Here is a 13437-nt window from a genome sequence, read left to right as displayed (position 1 = left end):
TGATTAGGTGAGTAGGAATTAATTGAATTGTCCGCTAAAGTCCACGCCCTTTTGGAATGGCTTCAAATAATAGTCTATTAATACAGCTGTAGTGCTTCTGTTGAGTTCCAGTGTGGCAACAGGTTTTCCGGCAAGCGCCAGTTTATTCCAATCCGCTTCCACTTGTTGCAATGTTACTTTAGTACCTGCTTTATCAAAAAGTTCCAGCAGGAATTGCAGTGTTAAAGGATCGCCGGATGCGCCCCAGTAATTCAACAGGGAAGTATAATAAGAGCGAAGGCCTTCTGTAAGTTCATAACGTGTAATGATCTTCTCCGGGTAGAACCATGTTTGGTTGGCCCATTGATAAGGAACACCTGTTCCTTTTAGAATACCGGTAGCGCCAATGCGCTGGATAGCAGCAAAATGCGTACTCTCCGCAGGTACATCAATAAAAGGCATGATGTAAGCTTTAGCATCCAGCAGTGCCTGTTGTACTGATCTGATCACTACCTGGCGAGGTGCCATATTTTGCTGAAGGGAAATGGCTGCAAGGGCACCTGCGGCCTGGCCAATGCCTAATACCACAGGTTGCAAACGGGTAGCGCCGTTTACGATATTCGTAACACTGATGCTCTTTTCCGCTACGATCAATCCTTCCACTCCTTTTGGTATGAGACTGCCTAAAGGAACATTATAAGAAGGCACACGGATCTTTACGAAATCAATCTTTGGTGCTGCCTGGTTCTTTTCATGATGATGATCTATGGTGTAATCCCCTACAGCCACGCCCGTACGATACAAGGTCTTTTCATAAGGCCTGGACACTTCATTCACTGTTAACACAGCCTCTCCTTTTACACGGCGGGACTCCCGGTGATAAGGGATCATGGGTAATTTATCAGTTGTAGGAAATTCATCGTCCGCAATGCCCAAATGTTTGTAGCCGAGCGCGGTCTGCAGGTAATAGATAAAGCGCAAACTGTGCAGTTTCGCAGCTTTCAGGGCTTGCTCCCTTTCTGTAGGTGTATGCTCAATAATATTGAGATAAAAATCATTGCCGGATTTCGGCCAGTTGATCATGTATTTATTATTCGGCAAGCGGCCGTACTGCATCATATGATGGCAGTTATTATCCGGAGAATCAAAAGAAGCAGGATCAGATACATCGCAGCTTTTGGCAAACTCAGCCGCATTGTATCCTTCCGGTTTGGGAATGGTTTTGTTGGCGCCTTTGCCATAATCTTTCAGTACCACTACATAAGTAAGGTCCTGTATAATATCGTTGGCTTTTTCGGGCGCCTGCAGTTCTCCTGTTTCATCACGGCTATCCATCCCGATATCATACTTTGCACCTGCGGCTGCCATTACATCTCCCAGCTCAGTGGCATCTATCACCAGCTTTGCTTCTATGGTGCTTTTCTTCTTTCCCTGCAGGATGGTTACTTCCCAACGATCATTCAGGCGGCGGATGGATTGCCATTTGGTTTGATAAGCGATCTGCAGTTTGGGTTCGGCAGCCACCATCTTCTTTAATATATCATTGCCTACATGCGGTTCAAATAAACAGTTACTCACCCAACCGGTGTATACTGCAGCAGGACCACCATAATAAGTATAAAGATGAGAACGGAACTCTCCCCATAAACCAGAAGGCATCCTGTTATTACCATCAATGGCAGATACCCCTGCGGAAGTAAGCATGCCTCCAAGCCAGGTAGTTTCTTCTATGATCAGTGTATTAGTGCCCATACGGGCGGCCTGAATTCCAGCCATTGTACCACTTGCACCGCCACCGATCACCAACAGATCAGTTTTCGTTTGTGCGTTCACAGTAGTATAAATAAAGCTGAATACCAGTATTAATAGCTGAGTACAGTTGCGCATCCTTCTAGTCGATTATATATTGTTAAAGTCCCCTGCCTGTTGAATAATATTCAGATCTGGTTGGCATCTAAATATTTAAAATGATTCCTCTAAATAAGAATAAATTTTATTAAAAGACAAGTACTTTTTAATATTATTTTTTAACTAGAGTATTATTAACCTCATAAATAAGAAAAGTAGCCTCAAAAATGAATATAGTATCATCGTTTTCCGGGATATGGCCGGAATAAGAAGAATTTTGCCTAAAACGGGCATATTATGAAGATTTGTTTTTAATTTTTTTTAAAAAGAATATCTTTGCGTAGATTGTACATTTATAAGATGTGGCAAATGCTGTAAAACTTTTTAAAAAAACTATCTCCCCAACTCACATGAGTCAAACATTCTTTGAAGAATTAAATAATGAAACCCTGGGTGGTGTCGCCTATAAGAATCTAAGTCTGAAGAAAAAGATGATCGCCTATTTTGCCAATATCAATAATGCGACCATTGCAGACCTGGCCAAAGAACTGAATGCCAGCACCCCTAAAGTGACCACGCTGTTGAACGAACTCCTGCAGGAAGGCCTTGTGCACGACTACGGGAAAGTGGACAGCACAGGAGGGAGAAGACCTAACTTATATGGCATGGCGCCGGACGCCGGCTTTTTTATTGGTGTGGAAGTAAAGCGGTACCATATTAATCTTGGCCTGCTGGACTTCAAAAAGAACCTTGTAAAGTTCGTAGAGAAGATCCCTTACGACCTGCAGAACACGGCTGCCTCATTAGATGATCTGTGTAAGATAGTCGTGAAGTTCATTGATGAGCTGCCTGTTGGCAGGGAAAAGATCCTGGGGGCAGGTGTGAACCTCTCCGGCCGTATTAACTATGCAACTGGTTACAGCTACAGCTTTTTCCATTTTGATGAAGAGCCGCTGAGCAAGGTGATCGAGGCCCGCATTGGCATCAGGACCTTCCTGGAGAATGATTCCCGCGCCATGGCTTACGGTGAGTTCAGCAGCGGCACAGTCAACAATGAAAAGAATGTACTGTTCGTGAACCTGGACCATGGTATTGGTTTGGGGATCCTCATCAACGGTCAGTTATATTATGGTAAATCCGGTTTTGCCGGGGAATTCGGGCATATCCCCTTCTTTAATAATGAGCTGATCTGCCATTGCGGTAAAAAGGGATGCCTGGAAACAGAAGCTTCCGGTGCTGCGCTGGTCCGCAAATTCCAGGAAAAACTGAAGGAAGGTTTTTCTACCGTGGTGATGCGCAAACACAAACAACCGGAGCAGATCACTTTAACAGATATCATACATGCTGCCAATAATGATGATATGCTGGCCATTGAACTGGTAGCAGAGATCGGCGAGAAACTCGGAAAAGGCATTGCCATGCTCATCAACCTCTTTAACCCTGAGCTGGTGATCCTGGGTGGCAGTATTTCCACCACGGGCGATTACATCCGCCTGCCCATCAAAAGTGCCATTAATAAATTCTCACTGAGCCTGGTTAATAATGATACACAGCTGATCCTCTCTCGCCTGGGCGAAAAAGCAGGGATCATTGGGGCCTGCCTGCTGGTGCGGAATAAATTATTATCCCTGGCATAGAAATAATTTGGCGGGATAGCGCAGGGCATGTACATTTATCGCCCAATTTAAAGGCTATCTCTATGACAACGGAACAAAGATCCATGCAGTATTATGTGCTGGATGTATTCACCCATGAAAGGTTTAAAGGCAATCAGCTGGCAGTAGTGGTGATCAATAAAGAACTGGACCTTAAACTATACCATGATATCTCCCGCGAATTTAATTATTCCGAGACCTCGTTCATTCATTATTCAAAAGAAGAAAAGGCATTAAAAGTCCGCTCCTTCACAGCCACCGGTGTGGAAATAAATGGTGCGGGGCATAACCTCCTTGGTGCTATCTGCCTCGCGGAACTGAAGGACATGAACATTTTCCGCCACCAGGAAAAAGCACCTTTTGTGATCATGAAAGATGAGCGCATCCCCATCTCTATTGAAAACAACGGGCACGACCTCCCCTATGTAGGTATGTTGCAAAAACCCGCCACCACCGGCAATACCGTTCCCATTGAAGACATGGCCGCCGCACTTTCCCTGCAACCGGAAGATCTCGTGGTGCGCGACTGGCAGCCTACTGTTGTTAGAACAGAAGTAGCTCATCTGATGATCCCCATTAAAAACATGGAAGCATTGAACAGGGCTGTACCTGTAAAATCCAGCCTGAAGAACCTGGCCACCGGTTATGGCTTTGAAGGTTGTTACTGCTTTACCATAACGGACAAGGATACCCCACAGATTGCGCAGGCACGTTTCTTCAATCCGGGCATCGGTATTGATGAAGACGCAGCTACCGGCAGTGCTGCCGGGCCTCTTGGCGGTTTCCTCTTCTTAAAAGGATACATTCACCAGCATACGGATTACAGTATACTGCAGGGTGTTAAAATGAACCAGCCCTCCGTGCTGCGTTTTCGCATAACACCTGAAGGCATCTGGCTCAGCGGCTCTTCCATCATTGTGATGGAGGGGATATTGCATGTGTAATTGCGTATATTTAAGGTATGGCCACTTCCTTCTTACAAGTACTGCTGTCTCTCGCAGCAGGTATTGGATTGATCGTACTACTCACGGTAAAGTTCCGGGTGCATGCTTTCTTCGCTTTATTCCTCGCGTGTTTTGTGGTGGGCTTAGGCGTGCAGTTGTCTGTTGCTGAAATTGTAACAGCCATGAAAGAAGGTTTCGGGCATATCCTGAAAAACCTTGGTTTTGTGATCATGCTGGGTACCATGCTGGGTGTGATACTGGAACATACAGGCAGTACGCGTGTGATGGCGGCATTCATTTTAAAGTTAGTGGGAGAAAAGAATGCAGCAGCTGCCATGGGTATTACAGGATTCATTGTAGGACTTCCCATCTTCTGCGACTCCGGTTATATTGTTTTAAGCGGATTAAATAAATCTGTAGCAAGAAGAAGTGGTATCTCCATTCTTGTAATGTCTGTTTCACTGGCATCCGGCTTGTACGCTGTGCATTGTTTAATTCCTCCCCACCCTGGCGCTACGGCTGCTGCAGGTATTATTGGCGCGGACATTGGCAAACTTATTCTGATAGGTATACTCGTTGCCGTTCCTGCTGCTGTGGTAGGTTGCTGGTGGGCAGCTTACATGGGCAAAAAGATCCCGGTAACAGCCATGGATGAAGAAGAAGAAACACAGGTGTTGCCAGATATTCCTGTCTGGAAAGCCTTCCTTCCTGTTATTGTTCCTATTATTTTAATTGGCGTTGGTGCATTCAGTGATCTGCAAAAAGGCGCCGCCATCCTGCACGTATTAGGTGATCCTATCATTGCTTTATCCATTGGTGTGATACTTGCCTTCTTCACCAGTACCAAATGGCACAGGGATGCAGTGAGTAATTTAATGCAGGAAGCCGCAGAGAAAGCCGGGAGTATACTGGTGATCATTGGTGCAGGTGGAGCTTTTGGCGCTGTACTTGCCACCACCAAACTTGGCGATCATTTTAACAGCTCCTTATCACTGGGCAACCTGGGGATCATCTTCCCCTTTTTGCTCGCGTTCTTATTGAAAACAGCTCAGGGTTCTTCTACCGTAGCTATTATTACGGCCGCTTCCATCATTCATCCTTTATTGCCTGCACTGGGGCTGGATAGTGATATGGGTAAACTACTCTGCATGCTGGCTTTGGGGGGCGGCTCCATGATGATCTCTCATGCCAATGATGCCTACTTCTGGGTGATCAGCAAATTCTCCGGGCTGGAGATGAAACCCATGTTAAAGGTATATTCCGTGGCTAGCTTATTCATGGGCTTAACAACATTGGTGATCGTGTACATCCTATCGTTGTTTTTACTGTAATGGCCTGAATATTGTGTTTTAACCCACATGCCAGAAGGACCATCAATTGTTATATTAAAAGAAGCGCTTGCGCCATTTATCGGCAAGAAAGTAACGGCTGTTTCCGGTAATGCAAAGATTGCACTGGAGCGCATGGAAAAGAAAAAGATCACAGACATCAAAAGCTGGGGTAAACATTTACTGATCTGCTTCTCTGGCTTTACCGTACGTATACATTTCCTTCTTTTCGGCACTTACCGTATCAATGAAACCAAAGATTCCCCACCCCGTTTACACCTGCAATTCAGCAAAGGAGAGATTAATTTCTACACCTGCTCTGTTGTTATCATAGATGAACCACTGGATGAACGTTATGACTGGAGCAGGGATGTAATGAGTGAAACCTGGGATGCAAAGAAAGCGATGGCGAGCCTTAATGAGATCCCTAAAACCCTTGTATGTGATGCATTGCTGAACCAGGACATCTTTGCAGGCGCCGGGAATATCATTAAAAATGAAGTGCTGTTCAGAATAAAGGTACACCCTGCCAGTAAAGTAGGTAAGCTGCCGCTTAAGCAAAAGAAAGACCTGATCAAAGAGGCTGTTAAGTATAGTTTTGATTTCCTGGAATGGAAGAAGGCCTATGTTTTGAAGAAACACTGGAAAGTGCATACCAAAAAGACCTGCCCGCGCTGCCATATTCCATTAATAAAAGAATACCTGGGCAAAACAAACCGCAGAACATTCTTCTGTGAAAACTGCCAGGTACTGTATAAATAAAAAACCGCCTCAGCAATTGAGACGGTCTTTTAAGGTTTCCGAAAATATTATTCTTTATAGATCAATATCTCAATTTTACCATCTTTGGTAACAGCCCCCCTGTACATCCCTTCTGTATTGAAAGGCATGGCCATATTACCATCTTTATCCAGTGCAATCAATCCACCATCTCCACCAAGGTCACCTACTTTTTTGATCACTGTTTTACCAGCCACCTGTACAGACAGGCCCTTGTATTCCATGAGTGCAGAGAGATCATGTGCTACCACACTGCGGATGTAGAACTCACCCCATCCTGTGCAGGATACAGCCACTGTTTTATTGTTGGCATAAGTACCGGCACCAATGATAGGTGCATCCCCCACACGTCCGTATTTCTTATTGGTCATGCCACCCGTGGAAGTACCTGCGGCAAGATTGCCACTATGATCTAATGCCACGCAACCAACAGTACCGAATTTATTATCGCGGTTAATGGTGCCTGCTTTTTGTGGTGTGAGGAAGCTATGGTCCAGCTTTGCTTTAATAGAATCTTCTTTTAAGGCATTCTGTAATCCCTGCCAGCGTTCTTCTGTTCTGAAATAGGAAGTGTCTACTATTTCCACACCTACTTCTGCTGCGAACTGTTCTGCCCCATTACCCACCATCATCACATGCTCTGATTTTTCCATCACTGCCCTTGCCAGGGTGATAGGATTTTTGATGGTACGCACACCTGCCACAGAACCTGCTGCCAGTGTTTTACCATCCATGATAGCGGCATCCAGTTCGTTCCGTCCATCATGCGTGAATACGGCACCTTTACCAGCATTGAACAAAGGATTATCTTCCAGTATATGAATAGTAGCTTCTACCGCATCCAGGCTGGTACCGCCTGCTTCCAGAACGGAATACCCTTTCTTCAGCGCTTCTTCCAGACCGGCTTTGTAACGGGCTTCCTTTTCAGGCGTCATGTTCTTTTTGAGGATGGTACCCGCGCCGCCATGGATCACTAATACATAGTTCCCCATGTTCCGTTGTTGTGTATTCTTGCAGGCGCTTATCAGCAGAACGAGCAAAAAGAGCAGTAGTTTTCTCATAAACAGATAATAGATTTTATTGTAACCTTTCCTTTAAGAGTCCGTTTTCAACCCACCAAAAATACCACTTTCCTCCTTTCGCTTTGTTTACAGAAAAATCAGCTACGGAGAAGTGGCCATTCCCCTGCGGAGTGCCTTGCAACTCATACACTTTCACTGCCTGTTGGTTGGCTTTCCATTCTACTGGTTTACCAGGCGCACATTGCTCAGGTGGATCTTTTGTGATCAGGAAGTAAGCCTTCCCTTCTCCATACACCTGCGCCTGCCCTTTCTCGTCAATGCAAACCGCTGTTCTTTCATCCGGCGCGATCCCTTTCGGATAGATCTTCCAGTCCGTGATAATACGTGCCATAAAAGCCATATGCCTGCCCTGTCTTTTTCTTGCCACATAATGCTGGTCACTGATCACATGTTTTAAGAAAGGCGGATGCAGGAGATCATTGTTATATAAGGTCACCAGTGAATCATATGGGTTCTTCAATGCTGCTGCCGTAGCGCTGCCTGTTTCCCCGCTGTAATAAAGACCGGTGAGGATAGCACAGCCTGCGCTGGTTCCGCCTACAGGTACTTTCTTTACATTCAGCAGGTAATTGATAGCATCCGCTGTTTTAGTAGCCCGCCAGAAGTTCATGTAATTGGATTGATCGCCTCCGGTAATGAAAAGCATTTCTGCATTCCTGATCACTCTTTCCACTTCCGGATTATTTGCCAGTTCACGGGAATCGATCAGCAGTGTTTCCACGGAAGCCACTTTACCCAAACTGTCTATCGTACGGTTGTATAAATAATTGCTGGACGCGCGGATCACCACTACATTGCCACCACCACTCTTTTTGATCATCCATTTAAAAGCACCGGGAACATCTCCGCCGCCACCGATCAATGCCACGCCACCACTTGTTTTTGTCTGAACATCTGTTGTATCACCGATTACACCCAGTGATGCGACTCTCTTCTGTGCCTGTACATAAACAGCTATGCTTATGAAGAACAGGATCATATATCCTTTCATACTTAGTATCCCGGGTTTGGTTTCATATTTGGATTGGCCCTTAACTCGCTGTTAGGGATGGGAAATACATACTGCGCGTCTGTAGGTTTTAACAATACAGCACCCAGGGCATTCACGGCATCTTCCGGGTTACGGGAGATACTCCAATTCCTTCTGCGCAGGTCAAAATGACGATGTCCTTCAAAAGCCAGTTCTTTAAAACGTTCTGTGATGATGTTATCGATCATGATGTCCTTATCCACGATCGTCACCGGTGTATATCCTGTGATGCGGGCTGCACGCAGATCATTCAGGTCATCTCCTGCTTTGGGGAGATTGTTCTTTTCTGCATAGGCCTCTGCACGGATCAGGTACATTTCTCCTGTTCTCAGCAATTTCACATCCGTGAGATTGGAGCCATCTGCTTTGATATATTTCACCACCACGTTCGGCACTTTATTATCCGCCAAACGGCCCGGCTCTATCATGATATAAGCACCGAAACGCACATCATTTACTTTATCGAAGAGATTGGTAAGTTTATAAGAAGCGGCATAATAGATCCTTGATCCGGCAGGATCATCCAGGAAACCGGCTTGTGTATAGAGGTTACCGATAATCTCATCTCCTTCTACCCTTTTCAGTTTCCAGATCACTTCTGCATTGGAATTATCCTTCCAGATCTGCGGGAAGGCAGTTTTGGAAGCCAATGGCAAAGCATTGATCACTTCGGTAGCATACGCAATGGCATTATCCCAGTTCTTTTCGTACAGGGCTGCACGTGCCTGTAATGCAGATACAGCGACTGATGTGATCCTGATCCTGTCGTCAAAACCAGCAGGTATCAGGTTTTTGGCATTGGTAAGATCTGTATTGATCCTGGCCATTGTTTGTGCAAAAGTGAGGCGGGCGGGTTTGCTGTTCATGGAGCTGTCCATATAAGGAACACCCAATGCATCCGGTTCATATCTCGCAGCAAAGTTCCTGATCAGTTCCAGATGGCAGTAGGCACGCAGGGCCAGCAATTCTCCCCTGTACTGACTGATAGCTTCCTGCTCTGAGGGTTTTACCGGAATTTTCCAGGAAGCACTCAAAGCCCTGTTCAAACGATCGATGGCAACATAGTTATCCTTAAAGGCCGGGTGCAGGAAACTACCATCATATTGCCAGCGGTGTGTGGCAAAACCTGATCCGGTGCTGTTTTCGGAAGGCAGCATGTTCTCATCCGTGATGATGGAAGTGTAATACATGCTGGAACGGAAATCGAGTGTGGAATAAGCTCCCAGCAATCCTTTATTGATATCGTCCACTTTCTGGTAAGCGCCCTCCGGGTCTATGAAATCGGAAGGGCGCAGGTCTATCTGCTTATTGCAGGCAGTTGTGGCAAAGGCTATGAGGAGTGTATATAGAGAATATTTTCTGATGCGCATAATGAAGGATTAAAAGTTAACATTTAAACCAACCACGTAAGTTCTCGGAGCAGGATAACTGAAACGGGCATATTCGTTACCATTTTCAGGATCGAAACCTCTCCATTTTGTCCAGGTGAAAAGGTTTTGCCCCTGTACATAGATCTGTAATCCTTTTATGTATTTCATGTTACCCAATGCACTCTTCGGAAGATTGTACCCGATGTTTGCATTCCTTAAGCGCAGGAAAGAAGCATCCTGTATATCCCTGGAAGTGTAATTACGATCTGCATCTATGCGAGGCAGGATAGCATTATCACCTGGTTTCTTCCAGCGGTTGTACAACAAGCGGGTGGATTGATTACTGGTGATGAAGCTGGGATTCTCATTAAAATAATCCTCATTATTATACCGCATCACTCTTGCATTAAAGCTCAGTAAAGCATTGGCATAAAAGTTCTTCCAGGTGAGGGAAGTATTGAAACCACCGGTTATTTCAGGAATGTAGGTACCAAATTCTGCTACACTCATGGTAGCTGCATTGTAGTCTGTGGTGATCTCTCCTGTTGCTGTATAATACTGCGGATCTCCGTTAGCAGGATTCACGCCTGCCCATTTAGGTGCATAGTGTGCGCCAAAAGGAAGGCCCACACGGATGATACCGGTATAACCATTTTCAAATTCTTCCGCACCACCCAGGTCCAGCACTTTGTTTTTGTTGTAAGCCATGTTCACACCCACCGTCCAGGTTAGGTCGTTCTTTCGTACGATATCTCCCTGCAGATCTATCTCCACGCCCCTGTTCCTCATTTTACCGGAACTGATCGGTAATGTTTCATCCGGTACACCGGCAGTGAAAGACAATCGCTGATCTATGAACAGGTTACTGGTGATCCTGTTGTAATACTCCATCGTCAGGCGGATGCGGTTGCTTTTTGTGAGCCCGATATCGAAACCTGCGTTGAACTCTTTTGCATATTCCCAATCATACTCAGGGTTACCGGGCTGGCTGGGAACAATAGCGGCATTACCTCCATAAGAAGCCCTGGCAAAAGTGGCCAGGTAAGCAAAGTCGCTACCAAACTGGCTGGCAGTGGTACCATAGCTGGCCCTGAAACGCAGTGTAGCAATAAAGCTGACATCTTCCAGGAACTGTTCGCGCTTAGCTTCCCAGGCTACCCCTGCAGAATAGAAACCATGCCACCTGTTAGTGGGCGGCACCATGGAAGAACCATCCCTTCTGTAACTTCCGTTGAAGGTATACTTATTGTTGTAGGTGTAACGCAGCAAACCGATGTAAGAAGCGGTAGCATTCTTAGACTTGCCCCCGGTAAGCAGCGGCGTATATGTTCCCGGGTCTCCCACACCAGCAGGTGTTTCAGGTAATCTCGGATCTAATCCGTAACCGGTAAAACCGAAAGTGCTGTACCTGTTCTGCAGGTATTCAAAATAACCGGAGACCTCCAGTTCATGTTTTGAATTGAATGTAGTATTATAAGTAAGCCCGGAAGTGGAGATCAGGGAAGAATTCTTTACAGAACCTTCATTATAACTACCAAGTCTTCCGTTAGATACCCTGCGGCCTGCATAAGAATCCGGGTTGATCCATTCTTCATTCACCTGATCGCGGTAATCGATACCCAATCTTGTTTTAGCCACGAGTCCTTTTACGATCTCATAACTGAGCGAAGTGCTCACAATCAGTTTCAGTTGGTTCTGTTTCCTGGTAGTGTTCAGCATCCTTTCATAGGAATCACTTCCTTCCCTTAAGTCCAGCACCGGATAATTGGAACCATCGCCTGTGGTAACCAATTTGCCATCAGGCGCAAAAGGGTATTCATAGGGCAACGCATAGTACACGGCAGATAAAGGGTTATTAGCCCCTGAACCACCTTCGTTCTGAATGAGATTACCCTTTGAATACCCTGCGTTCACGTTTAAGTTGGCAGTTAATTTACCTGCCGTGAAGTCCAGATTGTTTTTTAGTGTGTAACGTTTAAGGTCTGATACTCTTACCAATCCCTGCTGATCAAAGTAATTGAGGGAGGAGTAAAAGCGGATATTTTCATTACCGCCGCTGGCGCTAACCTGTTGTTCCATATAACGGCCGTTGCGCATGAACAGGTCTCTCCAGTCTGTATCCAGGTGGAGAAGACTATCTACAATACGGTCTGCTTCAGCTTTTTCAGCAGGAGATTTACCTGCATAATCCGGGTTCAGTTTGGAATAGATCCAGAAAGGACCCGCTTCCGCGCCGGTTTCCACACCAATGCCCTCTTCAAATTCTTTCCGCTGTGCGGAGTTCATCATATCGAAACGGGGAGTGGTTAATGTAGAAACTCCATATTGTGACCTGTATTCCACGGCTACTTTTCCTGACTTCCCTTTTTTGGTAGTGATCACGATCACGCCATTGGAACCTCTTGAACCATACAGTGCTTTTGCAGAAGCATCTTTCAACACGGTTACAGATTCAATATCTCCGGGGTTAATAGACTGAAAAGTACCTGCTTCAATAGGCACACCATCCATCACATACAATACAGAGGTATTACCGGCAATGGTACCCACACCACGCAAAGTAACTTTAGCACTGGTACCCGGCTGACCGGATACAGCGTTTACCTGTAAACCGGGAACGCGGCCCTGCAGGGCCTGTTCAAAAGTGGCGGAAGGGACATCATTGATCTTATCACCACCGATAGTAGTGGCAGCAGAAACAGATTTACTTCTGTTATAACCGGTGTAACCTGTTACCACTACTTCACCAAGACTGGTGGTAGAAGGTTGCAGTACTACATTGATCTCTTCCCGGTCACCTATCGTTACCTGCTGGGCAATGAAGCCCAGGAGAGAGAAGTCCAGTGTTTTAGCGCCATCCGGCACAGCTACTGCAAAGCGGCCAGTCGCATCTGTTACGGTGCCGGTAGCGGTTCCGGTCACCTGGATGGTTACGCCCGGCAGGGCTTCATTAGAAGAACCTGTTACGCGCCCTTTCACTACTTTATCTACCGGGGCATTTTTGTTGGAAGGCATGATCACCACCAGGTTATCTTCCTTCACCACATAACCCAATCCCAGTCCTGCAAAAGCGCGGGAAAGTACCTGGGCCAGGTTGGCATTCTGTACAGAAATACTCACCCGCTGGTTATCCGGCAAAGTGCCTGTGTGGTATACAAAACGGTAGTCCGTTTGTTTTTCCACCTCGTTCAGGATCTGCCGGATGCTGCTTTTCCGCAGGTCCAAGCTGATCTTATCCTGCCCTGCACCGTTCACGGCATAAACCTGCAGGCCTAAAAGAAGCAGTAGCGTAATTAGTTTCATAGCTAATATTAGCGCGCGTTTAGATGGAAACGGGCATATAAAACCCGGCTCCAACACATTTTTTCTCATAACTTTGTTATGGTTTAGTGAATGAATACCCTAATTCTTTTAACTAACC

General features: G+C 45.9%; 9 protein-coding genes. 4 read left to right on the top strand and 5 right to left on the bottom strand.

The genetic code is table 11. From position 1 onward, the window contains the following. Positions 1 to 18: 18 nt before the first annotated feature. A complete protein-coding gene (locus tag AAHN97_RS02565) occupies positions 19 to 1866 on the bottom strand; it encodes an FAD-dependent oxidoreductase (protein ID WP_343305992.1) in 1848 nt (615 codons plus the stop codon). A 371-nt stretch (positions 1867 to 2237) separates the two neighbouring features. Here AAHN97_RS02565 and AAHN97_RS02560 point away from each other — a divergent pair, with 371 nt between their 5' ends. The 4 genes from AAHN97_RS02560 to AAHN97_RS02545 all read left to right on the top strand — a co-directional run bounded on the left by AAHN97_RS02560 (position 2238) and on the right by AAHN97_RS02545 (position 6516). Continuing rightward, the gene (locus tag AAHN97_RS02560; RefSeq protein ID WP_343305991.1) at positions 2238 to 3464 is read left to right on the top strand and encodes an ROK family protein; all 1227 of its coding nucleotides are present in this window, start codon (positions 2238 to 2240) and stop codon (positions 3462 to 3464) included. A gap of 62 nt (positions 3465 to 3526) precedes the next feature. After that, positions 3527 to 4426 carry a PhzF family phenazine biosynthesis protein gene (locus AAHN97_RS02555; protein WP_343305990.1) on the top strand — a complete coding sequence of 300 codons (900 nt, stop codon included), beginning with the start codon at positions 3527 to 3529 and terminating at the stop codon, positions 4424 to 4426. 17 nt (positions 4427 to 4443) lie between these two features. Beyond that, the gene (locus AAHN97_RS02550; RefSeq protein ID WP_343305989.1) at positions 4444 to 5757 is read left to right on the top strand and encodes a GntP family permease; all 1314 of its coding nucleotides are present in this window, start codon (positions 4444 to 4446) and stop codon (positions 5755 to 5757) included. 27 nt (positions 5758 to 5784) lie between these two features. Continuing rightward, entirely contained in the window at positions 5785 to 6516 is a 732-nt protein-coding gene (locus tag AAHN97_RS02545; RefSeq protein WP_343305988.1) for a DNA-formamidopyrimidine glycosylase family protein, read from the top strand. A gap of 47 nt (positions 6517 to 6563) precedes the next feature. On the opposite strand, the gene AAHN97_RS02540 is transcribed toward AAHN97_RS02545, so the two are convergent. The 4 genes from AAHN97_RS02540 to AAHN97_RS02525 are packed head-to-tail and all read right to left on the bottom strand — an operon-like array spanning position 6564 to position 13319. After that, positions 6564 to 7595 (bottom strand): isoaspartyl peptidase/L-asparaginase family protein, encoded by a 1032-nt coding sequence (locus AAHN97_RS02540; RefSeq protein WP_343305986.1) that lies wholly within the window; start codon positions 7593 to 7595, stop codon positions 6564 to 6566. Between the two features lie 16 nt (positions 7596 to 7611). Continuing rightward, positions 7612 to 8607 carry a cyanophycinase gene (locus tag AAHN97_RS02535; protein WP_343305984.1) on the bottom strand — a complete coding sequence of 332 codons (996 nt, stop codon included), beginning with the start codon at positions 8605 to 8607 and terminating at the stop codon, positions 7612 to 7614. Between the two features lie 2 nt (positions 8608 to 8609). Then, on the bottom strand, positions 8610 to 10016 hold the full coding sequence (locus AAHN97_RS02530; protein ID WP_343305983.1) for a RagB/SusD family nutrient uptake outer membrane protein: 1407 nt from the start codon (positions 10014 to 10016) through the stop codon (positions 8610 to 8612). 9 nt (positions 10017 to 10025) lie between these two features. Further along, entirely contained in the window at positions 10026 to 13319 is a 3294-nt protein-coding gene (locus tag AAHN97_RS02525; RefSeq protein ID WP_343305982.1) for a SusC/RagA family TonB-linked outer membrane protein, read from the bottom strand. Positions 13320 to 13437: the final 118 nt, after the last annotated feature.

This window comes from Chitinophaga niabensis, assembly GCF_039545795.1.
In the GTDB taxonomy this organism is placed as follows: domain Bacteria; phylum Bacteroidota; class Bacteroidia; order Chitinophagales; family Chitinophagaceae; genus Chitinophaga; species Chitinophaga niabensis_B.
This window is presented reverse-complemented; position numbering and strand designations above follow the sequence as displayed.

Coding starts and splice junctions, on each gene's coding strand:
- AAHN97_RS02565 (WP_343305992.1), bottom strand. CDS start 1,866: ATGCGCAACTGTACTCAGCTATTAATACTGGTATTCAGCTTTATTTAT.
- AAHN97_RS02560 (WP_343305991.1), top strand. CDS start 2,238: ATGAGTCAAACATTCTTTGAAGAATTAAATAATGAAACCCTGGGTGGT.
- AAHN97_RS02555 (WP_343305990.1), top strand. CDS start 3,527: ATGACAACGGAACAAAGATCCATGCAGTATTATGTGCTGGATGTATTC.
- AAHN97_RS02550 (WP_343305989.1), top strand. CDS start 4,444: ATGGCCACTTCCTTCTTACAAGTACTGCTGTCTCTCGCAGCAGGTATT.
- AAHN97_RS02545 (WP_343305988.1), top strand. CDS start 5,785: ATGCCAGAAGGACCATCAATTGTTATATTAAAAGAAGCGCTTGCGCCA.
- AAHN97_RS02540 (WP_343305986.1), bottom strand. CDS start 7,595: ATGAGAAAACTACTGCTCTTTTTGCTCGTTCTGCTGATAAGCGCCTGC.
- AAHN97_RS02535 (WP_343305984.1), bottom strand. CDS start 8,607: ATGAAAGGATATATGATCCTGTTCTTCATAAGCATAGCTGTTTATGTA.
- AAHN97_RS02530 (WP_343305983.1), bottom strand. CDS start 10,016: ATGCGCATCAGAAAATATTCTCTATATACACTCCTCATAGCCTTTGCC.
- AAHN97_RS02525 (WP_343305982.1), bottom strand. CDS start 13,319: ATGAAACTAATTACGCTACTGCTTCTTTTAGGCCTGCAGGTTTATGCC.